This is a genomic window from Bradyrhizobium sp. LMTR 3 (assembly GCF_001693485.1).
GTDB lineage: Bacteria > Pseudomonadota > Alphaproteobacteria > Rhizobiales > Xanthobacteraceae > Bradyrhizobium.
The window spans coordinates 1-24,487 of sequence record NZ_MAXC01000023.1 but is presented as its reverse complement, the minus strand read 5'-3'; the positions used below and the strand labels follow the sequence as shown (position 1 = coordinate 24,487).

At 63.0% G+C, this 24,487-nt stretch carries 23 protein-coding genes; 13 read left to right on the top strand and 10 right to left on the bottom strand.

The genetic code is table 11. From position 1 onward, the window contains the following. Positions 1 to 39 precede the first annotated feature (39 nt). Positions 40 to 924 (top strand): bifunctional methylenetetrahydrofolate dehydrogenase/methenyltetrahydrofolate cyclohydrolase FolD, encoded by an 885-nt coding sequence (gene folD / locus LMTR3_RS17175; RefSeq protein WP_065746736.1) that lies wholly within the window; start codon positions 40 to 42, stop codon positions 922 to 924. Positions 925 to 1,088: 164 nt separating this feature from the next. Here the strand turns inward: folD and ppa are convergent, their stop codons facing one another. After that, positions 1,089 to 1,619, bottom strand: coding sequence for an inorganic diphosphatase (ppa, locus tag LMTR3_RS17170; RefSeq protein ID WP_028348406.1), 531 nt, complete (start codon positions 1,617 to 1,619; stop codon positions 1,089 to 1,091). Between the two features lie 98 nt (positions 1,620 to 1,717). Continuing rightward, the gene (locus tag LMTR3_RS17165) at positions 1,718 to 2,227 is read right to left on the bottom strand and encodes a GNAT family N-acetyltransferase (RefSeq protein ID WP_057842744.1); all 510 of its coding nucleotides are present in this window, start codon (positions 2,225 to 2,227) and stop codon (positions 1,718 to 1,720) included. 291 nt (positions 2,228 to 2,518) lie between these two features. Here LMTR3_RS17165 and LMTR3_RS17160 point away from each other — a divergent pair, with 291 nt between their 5' ends. The 4 genes from LMTR3_RS17160 to LMTR3_RS17145 all read left to right on the top strand — a co-directional run bounded on the left by LMTR3_RS17160 (position 2,519) and on the right by LMTR3_RS17145 (position 5,481). Next, positions 2,519 to 3,418: an alpha/beta hydrolase family protein gene (locus LMTR3_RS17160; RefSeq protein WP_065746255.1), complete on the top strand. Its 900-nt coding sequence runs from the start codon at positions 2,519 to 2,521 to the stop codon at positions 3,416 to 3,418. 22 nt (positions 3,419 to 3,440) lie between these two features. Beyond that, a complete protein-coding gene (locus tag LMTR3_RS40305; protein WP_065746254.1) occupies positions 3,441 to 3,641 on the top strand; it encodes a DUF2269 family protein in 201 nt (66 codons plus the stop codon). Positions 3,642 to 3,663: 22 nt separating this feature from the next. After that, positions 3,664 to 4,983: an SDR family oxidoreductase gene (locus LMTR3_RS17150; protein ID WP_065746253.1), complete on the top strand. Its 1,320-nt coding sequence runs from the start codon at positions 3,664 to 3,666 to the stop codon at positions 4,981 to 4,983. Positions 4,984 to 5,070: 87 nt separating this feature from the next. Continuing rightward, positions 5,071 to 5,481: a thiol-disulfide oxidoreductase DCC family protein gene (locus tag LMTR3_RS17145; protein ID WP_065746252.1), complete on the top strand. Its 411-nt coding sequence runs from the start codon at positions 5,071 to 5,073 to the stop codon at positions 5,479 to 5,481. A 113-nt stretch (positions 5,482 to 5,594) separates the two neighbouring features. Here LMTR3_RS17145 and LMTR3_RS17140 read toward each other — a convergent pair whose 3' ends face one another. After that, positions 5,595 to 6,854, bottom strand: coding sequence for a flavin monoamine oxidase family protein (locus LMTR3_RS17140; protein ID WP_065746251.1), 1,260 nt, complete (start codon positions 6,852 to 6,854; stop codon positions 5,595 to 5,597). A 237-nt stretch (positions 6,855 to 7,091) separates the two neighbouring features. On the opposite strand from LMTR3_RS17140, the gene LMTR3_RS17135 reads away from it, so the two are divergent. Next, on the top strand, positions 7,092 to 8,990 hold the full coding sequence (locus tag LMTR3_RS17135) for a hypothetical protein (RefSeq protein ID WP_065746250.1): 1,899 nt from the start codon (positions 7,092 to 7,094) through the stop codon (positions 8,988 to 8,990). A gap of 67 nt (positions 8,991 to 9,057) precedes the next feature. Here LMTR3_RS17135 and typA read toward each other — a convergent pair whose 3' ends face one another. Further along, positions 9,058 to 10,884, bottom strand: a complete 1,827-nt coding sequence (gene typA / locus LMTR3_RS17130) for a translational GTPase TypA (protein ID WP_065746249.1) — start codon at positions 10,882 to 10,884, stop codon at positions 9,058 to 9,060. Between the two features lie 242 nt (positions 10,885 to 11,126). Then, complete coding sequence (locus tag LMTR3_RS17125; RefSeq protein WP_065746248.1) at positions 11,127 to 11,882, bottom strand: Crp/Fnr family transcriptional regulator; 756 nt, start codon at positions 11,880 to 11,882, stop codon at positions 11,127 to 11,129. A 203-nt stretch (positions 11,883 to 12,085) separates the two neighbouring features. Here LMTR3_RS17125 and LMTR3_RS17120 point away from each other — a divergent pair, with 203 nt between their 5' ends. Then, entirely contained in the window at positions 12,086 to 12,466 is a 381-nt protein-coding gene (locus LMTR3_RS17120) for a response regulator (protein WP_065746247.1), read from the top strand. Positions 12,467 to 12,488: 22 nt separating this feature from the next. On the opposite strand, the gene LMTR3_RS17115 is transcribed toward LMTR3_RS17120, so the two are convergent. Both LMTR3_RS17115 and LMTR3_RS17110 read right to left on the bottom strand, forming a co-directional pair. Beyond that, positions 12,489 to 14,063, bottom strand: coding sequence for an alkaline phosphatase D family protein (locus tag LMTR3_RS17115; protein ID WP_065746246.1), 1,575 nt, complete (start codon positions 14,061 to 14,063; stop codon positions 12,489 to 12,491). 87 nt (positions 14,064 to 14,150) lie between these two features. Beyond that, positions 14,151 to 15,581 (bottom strand): TAXI family TRAP transporter solute-binding subunit, encoded by a 1,431-nt coding sequence (locus LMTR3_RS17110; RefSeq protein ID WP_084029683.1) that lies wholly within the window; start codon positions 15,579 to 15,581, stop codon positions 14,151 to 14,153. A gap of 230 nt (positions 15,582 to 15,811) precedes the next feature. Between LMTR3_RS17110 and LMTR3_RS17105 the strand changes: the two genes are divergently transcribed. Continuing rightward, positions 15,812 to 16,117, top strand: a complete 306-nt coding sequence (locus tag LMTR3_RS17105; RefSeq protein ID WP_065746245.1) for a 4a-hydroxytetrahydrobiopterin dehydratase — start codon at positions 15,812 to 15,814, stop codon at positions 16,115 to 16,117. Between the two features lie 106 nt (positions 16,118 to 16,223). Then, the gene (locus tag LMTR3_RS17100) at positions 16,224 to 16,610 is read left to right on the top strand and encodes a YkvA family protein (RefSeq protein ID WP_065746734.1); all 387 of its coding nucleotides are present in this window, start codon (positions 16,224 to 16,226) and stop codon (positions 16,608 to 16,610) included. Between the two features lie 236 nt (positions 16,611 to 16,846). Here the strand turns inward: LMTR3_RS17100 and LMTR3_RS17095 are convergent, their stop codons facing one another. From LMTR3_RS17095 to LMTR3_RS17085, 3 genes are all read right to left on the bottom strand, one after another. Then, positions 16,847 to 18,010, bottom strand: coding sequence for a TAXI family TRAP transporter solute-binding subunit (locus LMTR3_RS17095; RefSeq protein WP_065746244.1), 1,164 nt, complete (start codon positions 18,008 to 18,010; stop codon positions 16,847 to 16,849). Between the two features lie 44 nt (positions 18,011 to 18,054). Continuing rightward, positions 18,055 to 19,170 (bottom strand): hypothetical protein, encoded by a 1,116-nt coding sequence (locus LMTR3_RS17090; protein ID WP_084029682.1) that lies wholly within the window; start codon positions 19,168 to 19,170, stop codon positions 18,055 to 18,057. A gap of 348 nt (positions 19,171 to 19,518) precedes the next feature. Further along, entirely contained in the window at positions 19,519 to 20,493 is a 975-nt protein-coding gene (locus LMTR3_RS17085) for an NADPH:quinone oxidoreductase family protein (RefSeq protein WP_065746242.1), read from the bottom strand. Positions 20,494 to 20,605: 112 nt separating this feature from the next. Between LMTR3_RS17085 and LMTR3_RS17080 the strand changes: the two genes are divergently transcribed. The 4 genes from LMTR3_RS17080 to LMTR3_RS17065 all read left to right on the top strand — a co-directional run bounded on the left by LMTR3_RS17080 (position 20,606) and on the right by LMTR3_RS17065 (position 24,286). Continuing rightward, positions 20,606 to 21,445, top strand: coding sequence for an SDR family oxidoreductase (locus LMTR3_RS17080; RefSeq protein WP_065746241.1), 840 nt, complete (start codon positions 20,606 to 20,608; stop codon positions 21,443 to 21,445). Positions 21,446 to 21,612: 167 nt separating this feature from the next. After that, a complete protein-coding gene (locus tag LMTR3_RS17075; RefSeq protein ID WP_065746240.1) occupies positions 21,613 to 22,236 on the top strand; it encodes an invasion associated locus B family protein in 624 nt (207 codons plus the stop codon). A gap of 185 nt (positions 22,237 to 22,421) precedes the next feature. Then, positions 22,422 to 23,648, top strand: coding sequence for a dual-specificity RNA methyltransferase RlmN (rlmN, locus tag LMTR3_RS17070; protein WP_065746239.1), 1,227 nt, complete (start codon positions 22,422 to 22,424; stop codon positions 23,646 to 23,648). Positions 23,649 to 23,794: 146 nt separating this feature from the next. Next, a complete protein-coding gene (locus LMTR3_RS17065) occupies positions 23,795 to 24,286 on the top strand; it encodes a hypothetical protein (RefSeq protein WP_065746238.1) in 492 nt (163 codons plus the stop codon). Positions 24,287 to 24,487: the final 201 nt, after the last annotated feature.

The following is a 24,487-nucleotide window of genomic DNA, read 5'->3' as shown; positions in this document are numbered from 1 at the left end:
GAAAAGATCATGCGTCAAAACGAAGACGAAGGATTTGAGATGACGGCACGCATTATCGACGGAAAGGTCATTGCGGCGGAGCTTCGCGCCCGTGTCGCGGAAGAGGTCGCGCGGGTCAAAGGCGAGCATCACGTCATACCGGGCCTTGCCGTGGTTCTGGTCGGCAACGACCCCGCCAGCGAGGTGTATGTCCGCAGCAAGCAGACCCAGACCCAGACCGCCGGCATGGTCTCTTTCGAGCACAAACTGCCCGCCGACGTCGCGCAGGCCGACCTCCTGGCGCTGATCGCAAAGCTCAACCGCGATCCCGCCGTGCACGGCATTCTCGTGCAATTGCCGCTGCCGAAATCGCTTCACACCGAAACCATCATCAACGCGATCGATCCCGCCAAGGATGTTGACGGGCTGCATCCCAACAATGCCGGCCGGTTGGCCGGCGGCTTTGCCGCGCTGTCGCCGTGTACGCCGCTCGGTTGCATCATCCTGACCAAGAGCGTGCATGCCTCGCTGGAAGGCATGAACGCGATCGTCATCGGCCGCTCCAACCTGGTCGGCCGCCCGCTGGTGCAATTGCTGCTGAATGAAAATGCGACGGTGACGATCGCGCATTCGCGCTCAAGGGACCTGCCGCAACTCTGCGCGCGCGCCGATCTGGTCTATGCCGCGGTCGGCAAGCCCGAGATGGTGCGCGCCGACTGGATCAAGCCGGGCGCCACCGTGATCGACGTCGGCATCAACCGCCTGCCGGGTGCCGAGGGCAAGACCCGGCTGGTCGGCGATGTCGCGTTCAAGGAAGTGGCCGAGGTTGCGGGTGCGATCACGCCAGTGCCGGGCGGCGTCGGCCAGATGACGGTGGCGTGCCTGTTGGTGAATACGCTGCGTGCGGCCTGTGCGATTCACGGGCTGCCGAGGCCGGGGGTGTGACCGCTGTCATTCCGGGGCGATGCGTCAGCATCGAACCCGGAATCTCGAGATTCCGGGTCTGGTGCTTGCGCACCATCCCGGAATGACGATTACGCCGTCATCCCGCGCTGTTCTCGAAGCCGCCGATAGAACCGAATCACGTCCGGTCGCTCGCGCGGCGATTCCTACTTCTTCTTCGCGCGCTCGATGCCTTCCAGGATCAGGCGGTGGGCGTCCTCGGCGCCGCACCAGCGCAATACCTTCACCCATTTGCCCTTTTCGAGGTCCTTGTAGTGCTCGAAGAAGTGCTGGATCTGCTGCAGCGTGATGTCGGGCAGGTCGTTGTAGTTCCGGACCTTGTCGTAGCGCTGGGTAAGCTTTGAGGACGGCACGGCGATGATCTTCTCGTCGCCGCCGGCCTCGTCTTCCATCAGCAAGACGCCGACCGGCCGCACGCTCATCACGGCGCCCGGGACAATGGCGCGCGTATTGGCAATCAGCACGTCGCAGGGATCGCCGTCACCGGACAGCGTGTGCGGGATGAAGCCGTAATTGCCGGGATAGCGCATCGCCGTATAGAGGAAGCGATCGACCACCAGCGTGCCGGCTTCCTTGTCCATCTCATATTTGATCGGCTCGCCGCCAACGGGCACCTCGATGATGACGTTGACGTCGTGGGGCGGATTTACTCCGATCGGGATGGCGTCAATGCGCATAAAGGGCTCCGCTTTGCGTTAAGGGGCGCGCCCGGAATCAAGCGCGCGTCCGGGTCCGTTTAGACCCGCAGCGGAGCAGGGGAAAGCCGAAATTAGGCTCAGTTCGTCCAGGCGAATGCGACTTTATCGAGCGATTTGGCCCCGAACTTCTCCGAGGACCGGGCCACCATGCGACCGCCGAGCGCGCGGTAGAATTCGGTCGCCGGATCGTTGTCGGATAGCGCCCAGATCACCATGCTCTTCAGCCCGCTCTGCATCAGATCGCGCCGGGCGGCAGTGAACAGGCGGCGGCCGAAGCCGAGGCCCTGGAATTCCGGCCGCAGATAAAGCTCGTAGATCTCGCCTTCGAAATGCAGGCTGCGGGCGCGGTTGCGGCCGTAATTGGCGTAGCCCGCGACCTTGTCGCCGAACACCAGCACGCTGACGCGGCTGCCCTTGCGGATTGCGCTGTCCCACCATTGCGGGCCGCGACGGTTAATAAGTTTTTCGAGCTCGGCGCCGGGAATGATGCCCTGATAGGCGGAGCGCCAGGCTTCATCATGGGTAGACGCCACCGCGGCTGCATCCGCAGCCTTGGCCGGTCGAACCTCGATCAGGGTTGTGCTCATATCCTGATCAAAGCAAGTCGGCGGGCCGGCTTCAAGGTCCATCGTTAATTATCGGTTAACCTGTGGATTTTCGGCATCAGTTTCGTGTTCTTCTGTACCGAAAGAGGACAAGGTGGCTGTCTCATCAGGTGTTTCGCCGAGGCAATGGGTGGCGAAATCGTTGTTAAAATCATCCAACCAAATGGCTGGGTGAAATCCGTTCACGGAAAAATGCCCAGGATTTGATTCGCCGACGGTATTCTGTTGGTGACTTCGCAATACGCCCTTCCCTCGGCTGCACCAGGCCAGTTCATGCGTCCCCTGAACCTGCTTCCTGCGCTGGTCCTCGTTGCCGCGCTCGGTGTGAAGGCTGCCGCCGCGCAGCCCAATCTTGGCGCGCAAGGCCAGGAAGGCGAGCCTCACCGGCTGCAACAATGGATGGTACCCGCTCCCGATCCTGTCACGTCAGCGCACGCGGTGCTGTTCAGGCCGCCGGGCAAGGGGCCGTTTCCGCTTGCCGTGATTGCGCACGCCTCGACCCAGAACGTGTTGCGACGGGCGCAGATGCCGCAACCGGAATACCGCGCGCTCGCCGGATGGCTCGTGACGCGCGGTTTTGCCGTGCTGATTCCCGAACGCCCGGGCCACGGCGCGACGGGCGGAAAGTACCTGGAGGATCAGGGCGGCTGCGACGAGGCTGATTATGCCAAGTCTGGCCGCGCCACGGCGGATGCGATCGCCGCTGCCACCGACTTCATACGCAAGCAGCCCTTCATCCGCGCCGAGGGCATGGTCGTGATCGGCCATTCGGCCGGTGCCTGGGGTGCACTGGCGCTGGCCGGCGAAGATCCAAAGAACGTTGCTGGCATCATCGCGTTCGCGCCGGGGCGCGGCGGGCATGCCGATGATTCTTCCAACCGCGTCTGCGCGCCGCACACGCTGATGGCTGCCGCCGGCGAGTTCGGCAAGACCGCACGCGTGAGGGTGACCTGGCTGGTGGCTGCCAATGACAGCTACTTTTCGCCCGCGTTCTCGCGTCAACTTGCCGATGCGTTTCGCGCCGCCGGCGGCAAGGCCGATTTTCGCGTGCTGCCGGCACATGGCAGTGAAGGCCACTGGCTGGTGGAAACCGGCGGCGGTGTAAACCTTGCCGGACCTGAACTCGATCGCGCTTTGAAGGCGCGGTCCCGTACCCCGGCGGCCAAGCGATGACGCGTGGAGCGAACGCAGGCTGATGATCTCGCTCGGGCTCTATGCGGTGGCGGGACTGTTCTGGGTGCCGGTCGTCTTCATGCAGATCGAAATGCGCGATCTTGCGCGCAAGGCGCGGAGCAAAACCGAGAGTTGCCGTCGCGCTATTCCGCACTTTTCCACCGCTGGTTTCTGTTTGGGATTCCCGGGTTTGGCGCGGCCATGGCTATTCTCTGGCTGGTGATCGCCAAACCGTTCCAGGCAGCATGAACGCCGACATTCGAAAAATCCTCGTGCTCGGCGCCTCCGGCCTGATCGGCCGCCTCGTGACCGACGATCTGCGCGGGAGAGGATTTCGCGTGGTTGGCGTCGCCCGAAGATTATCCGCTTCGCAGAAGAACGGCGCGCTCGATCTCGAACTGCCGCTCATGTCGATGGATGCGGCGGCGATGGCGCGGCTGCTGCGCGATCACGGCATCGGCCTCGTCGTCAATTGCCTCGGCGTGCTGCAGGACGGCCCCGGCAGCGACACCGCCGCCGTGCATCGCGAATTCGTCGCGCGGCTGTTGCAGGCGATCCGCGAAAGCCGCCTCGCGATCCGGCTGGTGCATATCTCGATTCCTGGCGCCGCCGAGACCGACGCCACTGCCTTCAGCACCACCAAGCGCGAGGCCGAACGGCTGATCGCTGAATCGGCCGTCCCGTACACGATCCTGCGGCCGGGTTTCGTGGTGGCGTTGGCCGCCTATGGCGGCAGCGCCATGCTGCGCTCGGTCGCAGCGCTTCCGATCGATCTTTCGCCCGCCGAACGGCTGACGCCATTCCAGCCGGTCGCCATGGAGGATATCGCGGCGACGATTGCCTGGCTCGCCGCGCGCGATCCCGGCGAGGCGAACGCGGTGACGTGGGACCTGATGCAGGAGCAGCCGGTCACGCTCGGCGACGTGATCGACCAATTTCGCGAGGTGTTCGGCACCGGCAGGTGGTGGCGCATTGTGATGCCGGCATTCCTGCTCGATCTCGGCGCCAGGCTCGGCGACCTCGCGAGCTTGCTCGGCTGGACGCCGCCGATGCGGACCACGGCGATCGCGGAGCTGCGGCGCGGCGTCAGCGGCAGCCCCGCGGGCTGGATGGCCGCCACCGGCATCATCCCGAAGACGATTGCGCAGATGGCGGGAAGACGCGTGGCGACCATCCAGGACAAATGGTTCGCCCGGCTGTTCCCGATCAAGGCGCTGATGATTGCAAGCCTCGTGCTATTCTGGGTCGTCTCCGGCTTCATTGCGCTGGTGATTTCCTACGACGCGGCGGCCGGAATCCTGCGCAGCCACGGCTTTCCGCCGGCGCTCGTCGCACCCATAACGGTGGGCACCAGCCTGATGGATATGACCATCGGCGTGCTGATCGCGTTCCGCCGCACCTCGGCATTTGGCCTGGTGGCGGGTATCATTGCCTCGCTCGGCTATATGATCGGCGCCGCAATCCTGACGCCGGACCTCTGGATCGAGCCGCTCGGCGCGTTGGTGAAGACGGGACCCGCGGTCGTGCTGATGCTGGTGGCGCTGCTGACATTGGATAACAGATAGCGTTTCCGAGCGAAGCATGCCCTCGGACTTGATCCGTGGGTGGGAACCGGTTCGCGTGAAGGAAACGCGTCCAAACAAAGAATGTGCATGAACAGCCGATGGCCCGATGATGACGTGATCCTCTATGACGGCGTCTGCGTCTTCTGCTCGCGCTGGGTCCGCTTCGTGGCGAAACGCGACGTCGAGCGGGGGTTTCGTTTTACCGCGATCCAGTCGCCCTATGGCACACGACTGGCGCAGGCGTTTGGTATCGACCCTCATGATCCCGATACCAACGCGGTGGTGCATGGAGACGTCGCATATCTCAAATCGGACGCCGCTTTGACAGTACTCGGCATGCTGCCGGGCTGGCGATGGACGCGCCTGCTGTTTGCTGTACCGAAGCCGCTGCGCGACGCGGTGTACAGCCTCGTGGCGAAAAACCGCTATCGGATATTCGGGAAGTACGAGGAATGCTTTGTGCCCGACGCGGAGATGCGGGCAAGGGTGATGGAGTAGGAAAGAACGTCGCCTCAGCCGTCATTGCGAGGAGCAAAGCGACGAAGCAATCCATCCATCCGTTATGCTGCGCGATGGATTGCTTCGCTTCGCTCGCAATAACGGCGTAGACGTCAGCGCTTCGTCGTCGCAGCCAGCACTTCCCTCGCCGCGCGCTCACCCGAATCCCTTGCGCCATGCGCGGTCGAGAAGAACTCCGGCGAGGTTGCCTCGCCCGCAAAGAACAGCCGGCCATCTACGGGCGCGGCGAGGACCTCGCGATCTCCCGCATGTCCCGGCAGCGCGTGTGAATAGGAGCCGCGGGCGAAGGGGTCATGCGCCCAGCGTGACTCCGCGAGCGGCTTCAGCTTGCGGCGAAAATCGTTGCCGAGGATCGAGACGATCTCGTCGATGCTTGCTGCGGCCAGCGCACCAGGGCCGGCGTCCTCCAGCGATTGCGCGAAACGGCCGCCGAAAAAGCCTTCAATGCAGGGCTGGCCGAATGGGCGGATGTGATAGGTGCCCATTTCGGTGCGCATGGTAGCGGCGCGCAGATTGCCCTCTACGGGCAGCGCTTCCGGCTCATCCACTGCCAGCGTCACCTTGTCGGCGAGGCCAAGCGGCAGGCCGCGCGCGGCATCGACCTTTTCGGGCAATGGCGGGTGAAAGCGGATCGCCTCATCGGCGATCAGGCTGGTCGGCACCGTGATGATCACCTTGTCGGCAGTCAGCGTGCCGCGCGACGTCTCGATGCGGACGCGCTTGGTGGAATGATCGATCAGCGTCACGGCGCAATCGAGCGCAAGCGGGCACGTGGCGCCATAGGCCGCTATCAGCGCGCCATAGCCGCGGCGGACGCGCCAGTTGATGTCGGTATCTTCATAGGCGTCCATGTCGAGGATCGAGACCTGGTCGAGCTCGCAGCCGTTGACGTAAGTCGAGATCGCATCGATCATCGGGTTCCAGCGATTGCCGGGCTCAAGATAAAGGCTTGCGGCGCAGTCGCGACCACTCTTCCCGGCTTCCGCCGCTGCTACTTCGGCGCGATCGTAGAACGCATTGAGCGCGTGCATGAAGTCGTCACGCTCTGCCTGCGGAAACGCCTTGCCGTGAGCGCGCTCGCGCCAGGGCGGCAGTGACCTGTTGATCTCGAAACCGAGCTGTTCGGCGATTTTGACAAAGGAGTTCTCATCCGCCGAATGCAGCCAGCCGCAGCCGACGTCGAAGGTGACGTCAGGCGAGGCCATGATGGTGTGCGCGCGGCCGCCGACCCGGTCACGCGCTTCGAGCACGATGACGGAGAGGCCGGAATTTTTCAGTGCGTTCGCCGCGCCGAGCCCGGCGGCACCGGCGCCAATGATGGCGACATCGACTGAGGAGGGGAGAGACGTCATGCGGCAGGCTCTAGCACGTTCGTCGCGAAGCTAGAAGCCGGCCCTTGACGAGGGGCGATGCCGGGTCGGCGATCCGGGCGCGTTCGCGCATCGATCCGCAAGCGGACGTCGGCCGCGGCGGGCAGTTGATGCGACGCTGTGGAGACGCTGTGGAAACGATGGGATCACTTGCGCCTCGTTCTGTAGTTGTGTTGAATACAACATTCACTTGTCTCATTTCAGATATGGATTTCAGCCATGGCTACGTTGGATCCGGCTACGAGACGCAAGCGAACCGCCGTTCTCGTCGTTCACGGCATCGGCAGCCAGCGCGCCCTGGAGACAATGCGTGGGGTGATACGGGGCATCTGGCTTGATCGCAACAACCCGGCCGACAAGGACAAGCGGGTATGGACGCATCCGCAAAAGGATGGCGCCGATATCGATCTGTCCGTCATGACGACCAACAAGGTGCCGGGCTCGAAAGATAATCGCAGCGTCGATTTCCACGAACTGTATTGGGCGCATCTGATGAGTGAAACCAGGGCGGTTGCGGTGCTGCTCTGGCTGTACGAGCTCTGCCGGAAGGGTCCGATCATGAAGCTCGGCATGAACGGGCTCTGGTGGGCAGCGGCCATTTTCCTGTGCCTGATGAATCTTTCCTTCGCAGTGCTGGTGCTGCGGGGCATCTTGCTGTTCTCGGGAAACAGCGCGCAGATCATGCTGGTGGCGCCGTTTCTGCTGCTCGTCGCCAGTATATTTGTCGGTTTTGCCGTGGCGTGCCGGTGGCTGGCGTTCCGGCTCATCGTCCTGTTTGCAGTTCTATTGGCGGGCGGAGGCCTGCTGGCCCTCGGCTACTTCGAGGTTGCGTGGCATTTCCCCGGCAGCCCCGGAATTCCTGACGGCGCCGAACTGGTGACGCTGATTGCGCTGCCTACGCTGACCGCGTTCATCGCAACCGGGCTGGTCATGGGGCTGCAGGGGCTGCGCGCCTTCTGCTGGGCTCTGTTCATTTCGCTGTTCCTGTTTGGCTGGTTTGTCGCTGCCGACCGGTACTGGAATTCGGAGACGGCCTTCATTTCGACCGTGGTCAAGGGTTGGGTGTGGGGGCTGAACTCGCCGTGGGCCGTTGCCACCGCCGCAGCCGTGATTGGCCTCTATTTGATCGTCAATGCCGCATTCCTGCAGCCCTATCTCGGCGATGCGGCGCGCTATTTCCGCAATTCGCCCGCCAATGTCGCGGTGCGCCGGGCGATCCGAAAGGATGCCGTGGACACGCTGGAGCGTCTTCACACCAGCGGTCAATACGACCGGATCGTCGTCGTTGCGCACAGCCTCGGAACCGTGGTCGCCTACGACATGCTGCGCGCCTATTTCAGCCGGATTTGCAGCGAGCTGCCGCCGGTCGACCAGCTTGGGCAAGAATTCGCCGACATCGACCGCGCGCCATGGCAGCCAGACGACAAGAGCGCGTCGATCGCAGACAAGAAGGCGTTGCGGACGAAGGCGCGAGCGGCGATCGCAAACATCGCCGCCGCCGCGGCCGTGCAATCGCCCAATGGACAGCGCTCCAAAAGCTGGCTGGTTACCGATTACGTCACGTTGGGAAGCGCGCTGACCCACGTCTACTTCCTGATGTGTGAGGACAAGGACAAGACCGGCGCCGCGACGCGTCAGGACAAGGCCGATGCGTCGGCCAAGGTAGCTGACGCCGGGCTCAAGAATGATTTCAAGCGTCGTGTTGAAGAAAGAGAATTTCCGACCTGCCCGCCAAAACGGCTTGATGCGGACGGTTTGCTAACGTTCCGGGACCCAAATACGGGGAACAGGCGGGTTCATAACGGTGCCCTGTTCGGCTTGACCCGATGGACCAACATCTATTTCCCGCGGTTTCAGCTTTTCTGGGGAGACGCCATCGGCGGCGCGCTGTCGCCGATTTTCGGCTACCACATCGTCGATCTCGAAGTATCGACCAAGGCGGCAGGCGGCGCGGACTTCTTCACCCATACCGCCTACTGGGACGTCGAACGCAAGCCCGACACCTATAGCGCCCCGCACGTCGTTGCGCTGCGCAAGGCCGTCGATCTGGTTGACAGGGACGGCGCTATCGATCTGGTTGACGACGGTGACGATCCGACCAAGCACGAGGGGGAGTAGAGCTTGAGCCCCGGCTCAGCAGCGCACTGTTATCGCGCTGCGCTGCGTCCGGGGCACGAGACTGGCCTTACGCCACCGCTTCCTTGGCCTTTTCCGCGCGCTTGCGGTCGTTGGCGTCGAGGAACTTCTTGCGCAGGCGGATCGACTTCGGCGTCACTTCGACCAGCTCGTCGTCCTCGATATAGGCCAGCGCCTTTTCCAGCGTCATCCTGATCGGCGGCGTCAGGCGCACCGCCTCGTCCTTCGACGTGGTGCGGATGTTGGTGAGCTGCTTGCCCTTGAGCACGTTGATCTCGAGATCGTTGTCGCGGGTGTGCTCGCCGACGATCATGCCCTTGTAGACCTTCCAGCCGGGCTCGATCATCATCGGGCCGCGGTCTTCCAGCTTGAACATCGCGTAAGCCACCGCTTCGCCCTGGTCGTTGGAGATCAGCACGCCGTTGCGGCGGCCCTGGATGTCGCCCTTGTAGGGAGCATAGCCGTGGAACAGGCGGTTCATGATCGCGGTGCCGCGGGTATCGGTGAGCAGTTCGCCCTGGTAGCCGATCAGGCCGCGGGTCGGCGCGTAGAACACCAGCCGCAGGCGGTTGCCGCCGGAGGGGCGCATCTCGATCATCTCGGCCTTGCGCTCGCTCATCTTCTGCACGACGACGCCGGAATGCTCCTCGTCGACGTCGATCACGACCTCCTCGATCGGTTCCTGCCACTGGCCGGTGGCTTCGTCCTTCTGCAGCACGACGCGCGGACGCGACACCGAGAGTTCAAAACCTTCGCGGCGCATGGTCTCGATCAGGATCGCGAGCTGCAATTCGCCGCGGCCCGATACTTCCATGGAATCCTTGTCGGCGGCCTCGACCACGCGCAGCGCGACGTTGCCTTCGGCCTCGCGCAGCAGGCGGTCGCGGATCATGCGCGAAGTCACCTTGTCGCCTTCGGTGCCGGCGAGCGGCGAGTTATTGACGATGAACGACATCGATACCGTCGGCGGATCGATCGGCTGCGCCACCAGCGGCGTCTCGACGGAAGGATCGCAGAAGGTGTCGGCGACGGTGCCCTTGGTCAGGCCCGCAATCGCGACGATGTCGCCGGCTTCGGCTTCATCCAGCGGGGTGCGCTCGATGCCGCGGAAGGCAAGGATCTTTGTGATACGCCCCTGTTCGATCGTCTTGCCGTCAGCGCCCAGCACCTTCACCTGCTGGTTCGGCTTGATCGCGCCCGAGGTGATGCGGCCGGTGATGATGCGGCCGAGATAGGGGTTGGCTTCGAGGATGGTGCCGATCATCCGGAACGGGCCCTGCTCGACGCTCGGCGGCGCGACATGGCGCACGATCAGGTCGAACAACGGCTGCATGCCGGCATCCTGCAAGCCGTCCGGGCTGTCGGCCATCCAGCCCTGCTTGGCCGACCCGTAAAGAATCGGGAAATCGAGCTGCTCCTCGCTGGCGTCGAGCGCCGCGAACAGGTCGAAGACCTCGTTGATGACTTCGGTCGGGCGCGCATCGGGACGATCGACCTTGTTGATCACGACGATTGGCTTCAGCCCGACCTTGAGCGCCTTGGAGACCACGAACTTGGTCTGCGGCAGCGGACCTTCGGCGGCGTCGACCAGCACCAGGGCGCCGTCCACCATGTTCAGGATGCGTTCGACTTCGCCGCCGAAATCGGCGTGGCCGGGGGTGTCGACGATGTTGATGCGGGTGTCCTTCCACTGCACCGAGGCGGCCTTGGCCAGAATGGTGATGCCGCGCTCGCGCTCCAGATCGTTGGAGTCCATCGCGCGCTCGGTGACCTTCTGGTTCTCGCGATAGGTGCCGGATTGCTGCAGCAGACGGTCGACGAGGGTGGTCTTGCCGTGGTCGACGTGGGCGATGATGGCGACGTTACGAAGGTTCATGGCTCTTCTTCTGGTCGTGCATGTGGAGGGCGATCTCACCGGAAAACCGGGACCCACTTTTCCGGATCGCGCTCAAACCTGGGATGCGAACGGGGCCATGGCTCAAACCTGGCTCCAAAAAGGAAGCCCGGCCAAAAGGACCGGGCACACCTTACGCGTTGCGGCGCAATATATTCAGAAAACGCCAAAAAACAATGGTTCGTTTGGCATTTGGTTAGCCGATTTTGGGCATGGCGCCGGGTTCAATTGCCCTTTTTGGGGTCCGGATACACCCCGCGCAAAACCTCGTCAAAATGGGCTTTGACCGCCTCGTTACAGCGGCAGGACCGGTTCCGCAGCGTCTCCCGATTACGGACCAGGATCGAGCCGCGCCGGGTCTCCAGCGTGCCTTCCATCCTGAAAGTCTGAATAACCCGGCTGGTGTAGGAACGGCCGACGCCGAGCAGAGTCGCCAGTTGCTCATGAGTCAGCGGCACGACGTCATCGCCGTCGGTGCGCTCCATCGCCGAAATGATCCATTTGGCGGTGCGCTGTTCGATCGAATGGATCGCATTGCAGGCGGTGGACTGGAAGATTTGCGCCAGCATGCAATCGGCATAGCGCGCGAAAATGTTGCTCAGCGTGCGCGATTTCGATTTCGCCGCATCGAGCCGGCCGACCGGCAGCCGCACGAACGGCCCGCCGAACCTGACTGTGATGCGCGTGTAAGCCGGTAGAAACCCTTGGCTGACGATCCCGCCGACGGCGCCTTCGCGGCCGATCAGGACGGTTTCGACATCGCGGCCATCTTCGTTGGGGACCATGTAGGAGACGAGGCTGGGGCCGCAGGGAAAATGGACGGTCTCGACGTTGTCGCCAGGGCTGTAGAGCAAATCATTCGGATTGGCATCGGCCGCGACGAGATGCGCTTCGATCAACGCGAAATCGGCGTCATTCAAGCGGCGCAACAGATTGTTGAATGGCCGCTCGCCGGCCACCCCGTTTCGTCGCGTGAGCATGGAAGTTCCTTGTTTCCTCCAAACGACAATAATCGGCTTGTTGCCGCCGATATGTGCACAAGTGAACAGACGGTAGAACGGACATGTGGTGGTTTCAGTTCCGGAACCGGCAGATGCGCTTTTTACAGGCGTCGGCCGCCCGCAGCCTCCGGGGCTTCGGCCCGGGTCCCTGATCAAATCATGAAGTTTGAAATGGCGAGAACATGGACCGCGCCCCCCGTGACGGCATGCCCAGCGACGTGCTGGTTGTCGAAGACGATCCGATCATCGCACTCGATTTCGAAGATACGATTCTGGGTTTTGGCGTGAAGACGGTGCGGATTGCCGCGAACGTGGCCAAAGCGCTCGAATTGATCGCCCACCGGCCGCCGGAATTTGCGCTGCTCGACGTCAGCCTTATCCGCGAAAAAAGCTTTGCCGTCGCAGAACGGCTCGAGGTGCTGAAGATTCCGTTTGCCTTCGTCACCGGCTATGGCGCCGATGCCATGCTGCCGGCGGTATTCGCGGCGAAGCCGCGGCTACCAAAACCCTGTTCGACCGAAGCGCTTGAGGCGCTGCTGAAGAACAGCCGCGTCATGCCTTGAGCGGTTGCGGCCGGCGCAGCAATTAGACCGGCTTCGGATCGAGCGTTGTCGACCACAGCGCAACATCGGCGCGGTCGCGCAAGGTCACCGTCATCTGTCCGCCGCCGCCGTCGATCCTGACGTGGCCGAAAAACTGCATTCCGGCGGACGGCGGCAAATTCTGTTGGCCGGGCCCCGGCGTCTTGATGAACTTCACCTCGGGTCCGAACGTGTTGTCGAGGTCGTTCGGGCCGAAGGTGCCGGCGTGCAAGGGACCAGCGACGAACTCCCAGAACGGATCGAATTCCTGAAAGTGCGCCTTGTCGGGATTGTAATAATGGGCGGCCGCGTAGTGCACATCCGCCGTCAGCCACACGGTGTTGACCACGCCCGACGTCTTGATGAAACGCAGGAGATCGGCGATCTCCAGCTCGCGGCCGCGCGGCGGGCCGTCGCTTTGTGCAACGGCTTCCGAGCCTTTTCTGTTGCGCGCATCGTCATAGACGATGATGCTGAGCGGCATGTCGGATGCGATCACCTTCCAGGTGGCGCGCGAGTTCAACAGTTCCCGTTTCAGCCACGCGAGCTGCGCCGGCCCGAGAAAAAAGCTTTCCGGCCCGTAAGCGGTCTCCTGGTTCGAGCCATTCGGTCCGCGATAGCTGCGCTCGTCCAGCATGAACACGTCGAGATGCGGGCCATAACGGAGCGTGCGGTAGAGCCGTCCCGGCTCCGTGATGCTCGCGCGGATCGGATACATCTCGTGGAAGGCGCGTGCTGAGCGGGCCGCGAGCAGGGCGACGTTGCGTTCACTGTAGGCGGCGGGCAATTCCTTGGACGACGACCAGTTGTTGACGACCTCGTGGTCGTCCCACTGCACGAAGATCGGCACCTCGGCATTGAATGCGCGCAGATGCGCGTCCATGAAGTTGTACTTGTGCGCGGCGCGGAATTCGTCGAGCGTTTCGGCGACCTTTGCTTTCTCAGGCGTCGTCACGTTCTTCCAGACCTTGCCGTCGGGAAGCGTCACCTCGCTCTTGATCGGGCCGTCGGCATAGATGGTGTCGCCCGAGTGCAGCAGGAAATCCGGGCGATGCTTGCGCATGGTGGCGAAGGTGAGCATGCCGCCGTCATCCGGGTTGATGCCCCAGCCCTGTCCGGCAACGTCGCCGCCCCAAACGAAGCTGACGTCGCGGCGGTCGCCAGGCGCGGTGCGGAACCGCCCGACCACAGGCTCGCTTTCGATGCCCGTATGGGCGAGGTCGCGAAATCGGATGCGATAGAAGGTCTCCTGCCCGGCAGGCAGGTTCTCCAGCAACATTTTTGCGGCGAAGTCGCTTTCAGGCAGCGCTGCGATCGGCGGCAAAGCCCGTGCGTTGGCAAAGGATTCATTCGTGGCGACCTCGACCAGCATTTGGGAGGGCCGGTCGGCGCGCGCCCATACCACGCCGCCGTCGGTGCCGACATCACCGGATTGCACGCCCGAAGTGACGATCGGCCGATCCGCGGCGCGGCTGAGATAAGGCGTTGCAATGACGCCGATGGCGCCTGCTCCGGCGGTGGCGAGGAAATGGCGCCGTGAAATTCCAGGAAGGCGGCTGCGGGAAATCCTGAATGTCATGCAAGCCTCTTCCGGACCAGGTTTAGGCGCAATAGAGCGGCCAGACCTAGAGGGAATTGATGACGGCCCGATTACCGGGTTCGCAGATCAGGCGTTGCCGGCCGCACGGAACTGCGCGCTGGCGCGTTGCAGGTTTTGCGGCATGCTCAGTAACAGCGCCTTGCGATCGGCGACCGCGTTGTGGAATTGCTCGATCGCGATGTTGAACGCGGTCAACGTTCCTTCCTCGATCGTGCCGTGTTCGTAGCACAGCAGGGTGTGGCGCAAAATGTCGTCCGCTTCCGCCTGCATCTGGTCGAGCTCGTCCATCGAATCGCACTGGCGGGCGGCGCTGAGCATGTCGAGAAGCCGGTCGCGCTGCGATACGTTGACGTTGCGCTCATCCTTCTTGAGGTAGCCCGCAAACCACGCGCCGGCGGAGCCCATCGCCGACATCGCCATCAACGTCCACCAGATGTAATCGCTGTAACGGTCGAGAAAGGTCTTTTCCTCGCCGTCGACAAAGGCGGCGGCGCCGGGATGCACGGGAAGCGTGGCGTCCTTGTCGGTGTCGGGCGTCTCGATCTTGGCGGCCAGCGGAAATTCGTTCTTCAGCGTCTGGCGGATCGCAAACAACTGCCGCGTAAAGATGGCGATAGTCGATTCTGCAATGCCCCTTCTCGCAACGATGTGGTGGGCGAAGCTGATCGTCTTGATCTCTTCTTCGGGTCGGCTCGGCGCGCTGCCAAACGTCCCGGCCGGGATGTCGGCGGCCTCGTAGGCGGGATGGTTCTGCGCAATCGCCTCGGCCGAATCTATCACCAGGAACTTCGGTGTGCCGCCCTCGCGCGCGGAAGCGGCGATCGCGTCCGAAGTGATTTTGCTGTTGACCGGGCCGGCCGCGAGATAGGCATCCGCCTTCTGGCTGCGAATGGCTTCCGCGGCCTCGTTGGCCGGAAACTGAACGATCTCGACCTTGCCGGAATCGACGCCGTATTGCCGCAGGATCACCTTGAGCAAATTGACATTGGCCTGGGTGCGGCCGACCACGCCGATGCGACGGCCGGCGAGTTGCGTAATGTTCTTGATTTCGGGCGCCGCCTTCCGGCCTCTGGCAGCCTTGGCCTTGCCGGCCGACGGCACCCATAACACGGCGACGTTCTTGCGCAGCGTTGCCACGGCCTGCGCGTTCTTCGGCACATCGAGGTCGCCGCGGATGATGGCGAGATCAGCCTTGCCTTCGCCGAGCAGATTGGCGCTCGCGAGCGCGCCGTCGGTTTGCACCGGACGCAGCCGGACCTGGCTGTTTCGGGAATTATTGAAGGCCTGCGCCAGATTCTGAACCACCTTGAGATCGTCGCTGTTAGCAGGGCCAACCGCGATCCGCAGCGTTACTGGCCGCATCGCAAAGTAATAGCCGGCTGCCAGCGCGCCGATGACGGCCAGTACGCCGGCCAGCGTCACGAATGTCAGCCTTCGTTTCGCAGAGCGGGGCGAGGGGGCGGCCGGCGTTTCCGCAGAATGGGGGCCGTCGGTCATCAATCCCGGTCGGTTTGAGGGTGGAATTTTCACGCAGCCGGCACGCTTCACCTAATATTCTAGCAAATTTTCCCGCGGAACCATTGTTACATCTCTGTCATGGTTACCGGCGCCCGGGGTCGCCATCGGACCCCCTTGCTTGCCAATTTTAGGTGTGGGGGATCCCCGAAGCGGCCTTGGGTGTTAAGGCTTGGCGTTAGTGACAGGCTGATTCAAGCGCGGAGGCGATCATGGCGGAACGGCTATCGGCAGAAGCGCTAAAATCGGCGCTGGCGGAACTGACCGGCTGGTCGGAAACGGCCGGCCGGGATGCGATTGCCCGCACCTTCACTTTCAAGGACTTCAACGAGGCGTTCGGTTTCATCTCCCGCGCTGCCCTCGTGGCCGAAAAGAGCGACCACCATCCGGAATGGAAGAACGTCTACAAGACGGTGGAAGTGGTGCTGGCGACCCATGACGCCGGCGGCGTCACCGGGCGCGATATCGATCTGGCCAAGGCCATGAACGCCATCGCCGGGCAATTGGGCGTCGCCTGAGGTCGCCTCGCCGCGACCTTGCGGGGTGGGGCGGACATCCCCAATTCTTCATTCGTACATATTGGCCGCGGCGATCTGCCGCGCCGGATGCGAGGGGAGCGCCGCGATGGCATCGTCCGATCACACCGCGGGTTTTGAGCCGGCCGACCGGCTGGCGCAGGACCGCGAGAGTGTGCGCCGGCGCTTCTGGATCAAGCTCAAGCGGGTGGTAGCGCAGCTTCCTTTCGCCGAGGATCTGCTCGCGGCTTACTATTGCGCATTCGACAAAGAGACGCCGCGTCACGTCCAGGCGGCGCTGCTCGGCGCTGTCGCCTACTTCATCCTGCCGCTCGATTTCATGCCGGACGTGATGCCGCTGCTCGGTTTCACCGACGATGCGGCTGTGCTCGCCACCGCCATCCGCATGGTTGCAAGTCACATCACGCAGGAGCATCGCGATGCCGCCCGCGCTGCGCTGAAGCGCGGGATCGACGCTGATGAAGCGACGGAATAGCGGATGCCAAAGGCCCGTTCCGATTGAATCGGAACCGGGCCTTTGATTTTCTGGCCTTGATGAACCGGCCGCGGTCCCGGACCAAATCCGACGCCGGCTTCCACCGGAAGACGCGTAGAGTCCGGTTCTGATTGAATCAGAACCGGACTCCAGATTTTTGTTTTGACGCGTTTCTTGACGCGAAGCGGTGTCCACCCACGGATCAAGTCCGAGGGCATGCTTCGCTGGAAAACGCTCTAGCGAGTCTGCGCCCTTGCGCTTCGCTCCGCTTCCCACGCCTGGAACTGCTTGAAGAGCGCTTCCTTGTCCGCATCCGTCCTGACGCTGGCCGCCGTCGTTGGGCTCTGTTTCAGGAATTCATCGAACCTGGCGCGCGACACGGCCTCGATATTGTGGGTCTTGAGCCACTGCTCGGCAACCGGCAGGCGCTGCCAGCCGGGCAGTGGCGCCGAGAGCGAGACCTCTTTCCACTTCGGATGGAAGGGCGGGTTCTGGAACGTCGGAAACTTGGTGAAGAAGGCGTCAACGAACTGGGACAGCTTGCGGTAGCGCTCCGTGTTGGGCGCCCAGTTGTATGCCGCGAGCACTGCCGGTACGGCAATGGTATCGACCTTCTGACCCTCCGCGATCAGGTTGGGATAGTCCTTCGAGGTCAGCACCGCAGGCAGATAGTCGCCCTGCAGCGGCCGCGAATAGTCGACAGGAACGAGGTGGAAGCGGTCGTCCTTGAAGTTGCTGACCGACTTGTACGGCTTGCCGCCACAGACGATCACGGCGTCGAGTTCGCCGTTCTTCAATTTCTCCATCGCGATGCGCTGCTCGATATAGTGGAAGTTCGGCTTGAGGCCGAGCCGCTCAAAAACGATCGCCGCTGTCACGAAGGTGCCGCCGTTGGGAAGATCGACGCTGACTCGCTTGCCGCTGAGCTGGTTGATGTTGGTTACCGATTTCGGCGCGAGGACGTACAGCTCTTCGTTGAAGAGCTTGGTTACATAGGTGAACTGCTTCTTGATGTCCTTCGCGAAGCCCTTGTTCTCGAGATAGTCGAGCGTGTCAGCGCGCACGATGCCGAGGTCGACGCCCTGCAGGAACAGGATGTCGGCCACGCTCTGCACCGAACCGCGCCCGACGATGGGGAGTACGCGCAACTTGTTCCCATCGTCGAGCACGGAAGCCAGGTCGGCACCGAACTGCACGTAGGTGCCGCCGATCGTTCCGGAGATCAGTGTGACGGTGTTGGCGTTCAGCGCCTGCTTGGTGGCGACTGAGCCGAACTGGAAAATGGCCTTCAGGCTTTCGCTGACCTTGGCCGGATCGTATTCCTTCTCAGCGGCCTTGGCCGCCGTATTGCTGCATGTCACCGTTATGGCAAGCAATGCCATTCCCAGTAAGTGTCGCATGGGTTTCCTCTGCGCTGGTCTTGAGTATTTTCTTGATTAATTGCCTAGTTCTGCAACTGGCCGAGCCGCCGCTTTGCATCAGGCGACCCGAGCTGGGCGGCCTTCTGGTACCAGAGCCGCGCCGCAGCCGGATCGGGCGTGACGCTCCGCAAATCCTGGCTGCCCAGCACTTGCGGATCATAGGTTCCGGCCAGCATCAATGCCGCCTCCGCCTCCTGCGCGTCCGCCGCGCGCTCAAGCAATAATCGGGCGGAAGTAATGTCGCCGATCTCAAGCAGGCCCTTCGCCCGCTTCAATAGCGCCGCAAGTTCCTCCGGATCGATGCGACGTGCCGGAGCCGCCTCGCGCGCGGGCTCACGAACCGCCGGTGCGGCCGCAGCAACCGGGGCCGCCGGATTGATCGCAGCGACGACGTCGTTGGATGCTTCGCGCGCTACCGGCTCAGGCACCGCGAGCTTGCCCTTGAGCGCGCTCTGATAGGCGGCGGCAATTTCGTCGCGCGTCGGCGATGCGGATGCCAGCGCGGTGGGCGGCGAGCGGCGAGCGGCTGCCATCTCCGCACCGGATGGCTCGGCGGCCAGCGGCGGCGCGGCAACGCGCTGCTGCGGCGCGGGCTCCGGCACCGCCGCGGCGAGCTGGTCGGCTGGCGGCGCGATGCCGCCGCCACCGCCGCCAAGCGAGGCGTTGAAGATGACGGCCCGGGTCGAGTCGATCGAAAAGAGCGCGAGAACGGCCGCTATCGCCGACACGATCACGACGCCGGTTACAATGCGCCCGGCGCGCGCCTTCTTCAGGCCGCCGCTGCCGAACCGTCCGCTGCCGAACGTATATTCGGAAAGCTGCTGATGCGACTCCTCCTCGTAGTTGGCGAGGAAAAGCGGCACCGGCTCGTGTGGCGGGAGCTCCTCCGGCAGCACATCTGTCCGCTCAAACGATGGCGCAAAAGACTGCGCATACTGGGGCTGCTCGTATTGCGGCTGCTCGTATCGGGGCTGTTCGTACTGGGGCTGTTCGTATCGGGGCTGTTCGTATCGGGGTTGCTCGTATCGAAGCTGCTCATATCGAGATTGATCGGCCTCGTACAACCGAGGATCGCTGATGGCTTCGTCGAACCTGTCGAACGGATCTCTCGCCTGAACCGGCCTGGTGTTATCCGCCATGATGATGCTCCCCACTACTGAACGCAACGACGGGCGTCCCCCTGCACCTACTTCTTGCTCTTCTTGACGTACAGGAGCCCCTTCACTGATGGTTAAAATCGCACACGGAATGGGTTCAAAAAACGACGACGGCTGGTGGGAATGAGGAGATATTTTGGTATGATTGAGGCAAACAAGCGGCATCCTGCGGTTTGAAAACACGCATTGTTACCGAGAAACTATATCGGTGAGATGAAATTCATGCCGCAGACGCGAAAAAAGGCGCGTTGCTGGTCCGCGTCCGCGCATCGCACCGACGCTCTCGCTTCTTCCTAGTGGACGACTAAGTCCGACAGATGATCCCGCACCTCAGGGGTGCAGGATCACCTTGCCCATCGCTTTGCGGCCGGCAAGCACCTTCAGCGCTTCGGCGGTTTGTGCCAGCGGAAAGGTGCGGTCGACATGCGAGGAAATCTTGCCTTCCGCCGTCCACTTCACGAGCTTTTCCAGGTTGGCGCGGTTCTTCTCGGGATTGACCCTGGTCCAGGCTCCCCAGAACACGCCGCGGATATCGCAGCCCTTGAGCAGCGCGAGGTTGAGCGGCATCTTCGGAATGTCGCCCGCCGCGAAGCCGATCACCAGGAAGCGGCCTTCACAGGCGATCGAGCGCAAGGCGGCTTCGGCGTAGGTGCCGCCGACCGGATCGAAGATGATGTCGACGCCCTTGCCCCCGGTAAGCCGACGCAAGCCCTCTTTCAAATCTTCCTTGCTGTAGTTCAGCGTCAGCTCGGCGCCATGCGCCTTGGCAAATTCCAGCTTCTCGTCCGACGACGCGCAGGCGATCACCTTCAGGCCCATCAACTTGCCAAGCTCGCAGGCCGCAAGGCCAGTGCCGCCGGCAGCGCCCAGCACGGCAAGCGTCTCGCCAGGCTTCGGGCTGGCGCGATCTTCCAGGGCGTGCAGCGCCGTGCCGTAGATGATGATGATCCCGGCGGCGCGGTCAAAATCCAGATTGTCGGGGATCTTCACGATCGAGCTTGCCGGCAGCGCGATCTTTTCGCGTGCGCCATTGTGGCCGCAGGATGCCACCACGCGGTCACCGACCTTCAGGTCGGTCACGCCGGCGCCGACGCTTTCGATCACGCCGGCAACTTCGGCGGCCGGCGAAAACGGGAACGGCGGCTTGATCTGGTACTTGCCCTGGATCATCAGGATGTCGAAGAAATTCAGCGCCGCGGCCTTGATCGCGATCACGGCCTGTCCCGGTTCGGCCACCGGATCGGGGACGTCGGCCAGCACGAGATCGTCCGGTTGGCAATATTGCGAGCAGAGAATGGCTTTCATGGACACACCTGATTTTCGGACCGACGATGAGCTGACTGCTTCTTGCCGGATTTGAAGCCGGGCTACAATCCGATTCGGACGCATGACTAGCGCGGGTGAGGGGATTCAAACGATGTTTGAAAACAGCCTGTTGGCCGGAAAACGGATATTGGTCACCGGTGGCGGCTCGGGCCTTGGAGCCGCGATGGGACGCCGCTTCGTCGAGCTTGGCGCAGAGCTCGTCATCTGCGGCCGGCGGCTCGAAGTGCTGGAGGCGACTGCCGCGCAGATGCGCGGTGAACTCGGCGGCAAGGTTGCTGCAGTCCGATGCGATGTCCGCGACGGCGCGGCCGTCAATGTGATGATGGACCAGATCTGGCGGGAGGCGCCGATCGATGTGCTGGTCAACAATGCTGCCGCGACCTTCATCGCGCAGACCGAACATCTCTCGTTCCGCGCGGCGGATGCGATCCTGGCGCCGACGCTGCACGGCACGATGTACTGCACGCTCGCCGCGGGCAGGCGCTGGATCGACAGCAAGCACAAGGGCGTGGTGCTGAGCATACTCTCGACCTCGACGATCACCGGCCGCGCTTTCACGGTACCGTCGGCGATGGCGAAATCCGCCGTGCTCGCGATGACCAAAAGCCTTGCGGTGGAATGGGGACCGAAGGGTGTGCGTACGGTTGCGATCGCGCCCGGCGCGTTTCCGACGCCCGGCGCGTCGGGTCAGCTCCGCCCCGAGGGCCGAGATGAAAGCTGGGCGCAACGCAATCCGCTTGGCCGCGCTGGCGAGCATGGCGAACTTGCAAATCTCGCGAGCTTTCTGATTTCCGACCAGGCCGGATACATCAATGGCGAGATGGTGGTGCAGGATGGCGGCGCGCATTTGCGCAGTTCCGGCGCCGAGGATCTGCTGCAATGGACCGATGCGCAGTGGCAGAAGCAGCGCGAGCGCCGTTCTAGGGACTGAAGTCGAGACCCCCGCGCCCTGAATTCGAAGGTATCAGGGACGAAGCGTCGCGACGGCGGTGAGTAACACCGTAACTGCCTTCCCAAAAAAGCATTTCCCGGCTATCCATCCCCGGCGGCGCGATGCGCCCGCGGGCCATCTTCCAGTCACAATAATGAGGGAACCAGTTGTCCGTGTTGCGAATACTGGCATTTCTGGTTGCGATAGCGGCGTTGTGCGGGACGACAGCCCTCGCGCAAACACCGAGCCCTGCTGCGAAGGGCGCCAAGGACTCAGGCAAGGCGGCACCTGCACCGGCACCAGCGGCAAAGAAGCCGGAAGCGGCTGCTGCCGCGGGCGGCGCGGAACCTACCTTGATCGGTCAGTACGGGACCTGGGGCGCCTACACCGCGACGCCGAATGGCAAGAAGGTTTGCTTCGCGTTGGCGAAGCCGTCGTCGTCGAAGACCAACCCGCCGAACCGTCCGCGCGATCCCGCCTACGCTTTCGTCTCGACGCGTCCGGCTGAAAAAGTCGTCAACGAAGTTTCGATCATGATCGGCTACGCGCTGAAGCCGGGCTCGGAATCTTCGCTCGAAGTCGGCGGCGCGTCCTACGCGATGTACACTCAGGGCGATGGGCTTTGGATCAAGAACGCCGCGGAGGAAGAGCAAATGGTCGCGGCCATGCGCAAGTCTGCCGAGGTCACCATCAAGGGCGTCTCTGCCAAGGGCACCGAGACCACGGACGTTTTCTCGTTGAAGGGGTTGTCCCAGGCGCTCGACCGGCTGGCGCAGGATTGTAAGCGCTAGACCCGCTTTTAGCCCGGAACGACGTTGTTTTGAGGCCTCGGAGGGCCTATTTGAAGCTGTCTCCCCTCATGGTGAGGAGGCGCTTGCGCCGTCTCGAACCGTGAGGCCCGGCTCTCATCCTTCGAGACGCGGCGAAGACGCCGCTCCTCAGGATGAGGGAGAAACCTCCCTAGAACAGAAATACGATGACCGCAGTTTCGACAGAGACGAAATCCACGCCGATAGTTCCCGTGGCGCCGCTGGAGAAGGTTCCACTCGAAACCTATGTGCCGCCGGCAAAACCCTCGCTGATCGGCCTGTCGCGCGCGGAGATCGCCGACCGGCTCGGCGAGATCGGCGTCGCGCCGGCGCAGCGCAAGATGCGCACGCAACAGCTCTGGCACTGGATGTACTTTCGCGGCGCCAAATCGTTTGCGGAGATGACCAGCGTCTCCAAGGACATGCGCGCGCAGCTCGAGCAGCATTTTACCGTCGATCGTCCGGAAGTGGTGGCCGAGCAGGTTTCCAACGACGGCACCCGCAAATGGCTGTTGCGCCTGCCGAGCGGCGATGCGTTCCAGAAGGCACATGAAGTCGAGTGCGTCTACATCCCCGAAACCGATCGCGGCACGCTCTGCGTTTCCTCGCAGGTCGGCTGCACGCTGAATTGCTCGTTCTGCCATACCGGCACGCAACGGCTGGTGCGCAACCTCACCGCGGGCGAAATCGTCAGCCAGATCATGGTGGCGCGCGACCGCCTCAACGACTGGGCCGATCGCGAGACGCCGACCGGCAGTCGCCTCGTCACCAATATCGTCATGATGGGCATGGGCGAGCCGCTCTATAATTTCGACGCGGTGCGCGACGCGCTGCTGATCACAGCCGACAACGAAGGCATCGGCATTTCCCGCCGGCGCATTACGCTGTCGACTTCGGGTGTGGTACCCAACATCATCCGCACCGGCGAGGAGATCGGCGTCATGCTCGCGATTTCGCTGCATGCCGTGCGCGACGAATTGCGCAACGAGCTGGTGCCGCTGAACCGAAAATATCCGATTGCCGAATTGCTGCAGGCCTGCCGCGATTACCCGGGCTCGTCGAATGCGCGGCGCATCACCTTCGAATATGTGATGCTCAAGGGCGTCAACGATTCCCTCGACGACGCCAAGCTGCTGGTCAAGCTGCTCAAGGGCATTCCGGCCAAGATCAACCTGATCCCGTTCAACCCGTGGCCGGGTTCGCGCTACGAGTGCTCGGACTGGGAGCAGATCGAAAAATTCTCCGAATACATCTTCAATGCCGGCTATTCCTCGCCGGTCCGCACGCCGCGCGGCCGCGACATCCTCGCCGCCTGCGGCCAGTTGAAGTCGGAGACCGAAAAGCTGTCCGCGCGCGAGCGCCAGGCGCTGCGCGCCATGGCGATGACGGATTGAGCGGTGGTCAGTGCCGTCATTGCGAGCCACCCGGTCGGCGCGAAGCGCCGCCGGATGACAGGCTCCGCGAAGCAATCCATCTCTCGGCTTGCTGAGAGTTGGATTGCTTCGTCGCTTGCGCTCCTCGCAATGACGGTGCATGAGCCATGGCACTGATCGGCCGCATCTTCGTCATCCTGTTCGCCTTCCTCGCCGCCTGCTTCGTGGCGGGAATGATCGTGGTCGGCGCGGTGCTGTATCCGGAATTCAGCGATCTCGGCAGCGGACCGATCGACCAGGGCGCGCTGGATGTCGTGCTCGGCTTCGGCTTCATCTTCCTGTCCGGCTTTGCGCTGCTGCCGGCGCTGGTGGTCGTGCTCATCACCGAAGCGTTCTACATCCGCAGCGTGCTCGCATACGCGGTCGGCGGCGGGATTGTTGGCGCGGCCTGCTATCTCGGCCTCGTTCCCTTCGACCCCGAGACGCTGACTTTCGATGGTATCGTGCGCCGTCATCTCGAAATCATGACCGGCGCAGGCATCGTCGCCGGCCTCGTCTACTGGCTGATTGCGGGCCGCACCGCCGGAGCCTGGCGCGAACCGCCGCCCCCGATAAAGCCGCCGCCGCCGCTGCCATCGCAGTCACGGCCATTCTCTTGATGCTTCTTCCCCTCTCCCCTTGTGGGCTACGGGATCCCCGAAAGTGATTCCCCGGATTTTGTGAATGTGATTCAAGGCCTTTCGACCTATTTTGGCGGGAGGCATGCGATGTCTTTTGGCGATATTCGGGTTGCTGAGCGTGCTGATTGGCTGATCGAGCGGGTGGCGACAGCGGGAACGCTGGTGCTGCGCAAATTGGGG

Excerpts from the sequence above, each read along its gene's own strand:
- folD (WP_065746736.1), top strand. The coding sequence starts at position 40 with ATGACGGCACGCATTATCGACGGAAAGGTCATTGCGGCGGAGCTTCGC.
- ppa (WP_028348406.1), bottom strand. The coding sequence starts at position 1,619 with ATGCGCATTGACGCCATCCCGATCGGAGTAAATCCGCCCCACGACGTC.
- LMTR3_RS17165 (WP_057842744.1), bottom strand. The coding sequence starts at position 2,227 with ATGAGCACAACCCTGATCGAGGTTCGACCGGCCAAGGCTGCGGATGCA.
- LMTR3_RS17160 (WP_065746255.1), top strand. The coding sequence starts at position 2,519 with ATGCGTCCCCTGAACCTGCTTCCTGCGCTGGTCCTCGTTGCCGCGCTC.
- LMTR3_RS40305 (WP_065746254.1), top strand. The coding sequence starts at position 3,441 with ATGATCTCGCTCGGGCTCTATGCGGTGGCGGGACTGTTCTGGGTGCCG.
- LMTR3_RS17150 (WP_065746253.1), top strand. The coding sequence starts at position 3,664 with ATGAACGCCGACATTCGAAAAATCCTCGTGCTCGGCGCCTCCGGCCTG.
- LMTR3_RS17145 (WP_065746252.1), top strand. The coding sequence starts at position 5,071 with ATGAACAGCCGATGGCCCGATGATGACGTGATCCTCTATGACGGCGTC.
- LMTR3_RS17140 (WP_065746251.1), bottom strand. The coding sequence starts at position 6,854 with ATGACGTCTCTCCCCTCCTCAGTCGATGTCGCCATCATTGGCGCCGGT.
- LMTR3_RS17135 (WP_065746250.1), top strand. The coding sequence starts at position 7,092 with ATGGCTACGTTGGATCCGGCTACGAGACGCAAGCGAACCGCCGTTCTC.
- typA (WP_065746249.1), bottom strand. The coding sequence starts at position 10,884 with ATGAACCTTCGTAACGTCGCCATCATCGCCCACGTCGACCACGGCAAG.
- LMTR3_RS17125 (WP_065746248.1), bottom strand. The coding sequence starts at position 11,882 with ATGCTCACGCGACGAAACGGGGTGGCCGGCGAGCGGCCATTCAACAAT.
- LMTR3_RS17120 (WP_065746247.1), top strand. The coding sequence starts at position 12,086 with ATGGACCGCGCCCCCCGTGACGGCATGCCCAGCGACGTGCTGGTTGTC.
- LMTR3_RS17115 (WP_065746246.1), bottom strand. The coding sequence starts at position 14,063 with ATGACATTCAGGATTTCCCGCAGCCGCCTTCCTGGAATTTCACGGCGC.
- LMTR3_RS17110 (WP_084029683.1), bottom strand. The coding sequence starts at position 15,581 with ATGACCGACGGCCCCCATTCTGCGGAAACGCCGGCCGCCCCCTCGCCC.
- LMTR3_RS17105 (WP_065746245.1), top strand. The coding sequence starts at position 15,812 with ATGGCGGAACGGCTATCGGCAGAAGCGCTAAAATCGGCGCTGGCGGAA.
- LMTR3_RS17100 (WP_065746734.1), top strand. The coding sequence starts at position 16,224 with ATGGCATCGTCCGATCACACCGCGGGTTTTGAGCCGGCCGACCGGCTG.
- LMTR3_RS17095 (WP_065746244.1), bottom strand. The coding sequence starts at position 18,010 with ATGCGACACTTACTGGGAATGGCATTGCTTGCCATAACGGTGACATGC.
- LMTR3_RS17090 (WP_084029682.1), bottom strand. The coding sequence starts at position 19,170 with ATGGCGGATAACACCAGGCCGGTTCAGGCGAGAGATCCGTTCGACAGG.
- LMTR3_RS17085 (WP_065746242.1), bottom strand. The coding sequence starts at position 20,493 with ATGAAAGCCATTCTCTGCTCGCAATATTGCCAACCGGACGATCTCGTG.
- LMTR3_RS17080 (WP_065746241.1), top strand. The coding sequence starts at position 20,606 with ATGTTTGAAAACAGCCTGTTGGCCGGAAAACGGATATTGGTCACCGGT.
- rlmN (WP_065746239.1), top strand. The coding sequence starts at position 22,422 with ATGACCGCAGTTTCGACAGAGACGAAATCCACGCCGATAGTTCCCGTG.
- LMTR3_RS17065 (WP_065746238.1), top strand. The coding sequence starts at position 23,795 with ATGGCACTGATCGGCCGCATCTTCGTCATCCTGTTCGCCTTCCTCGCC.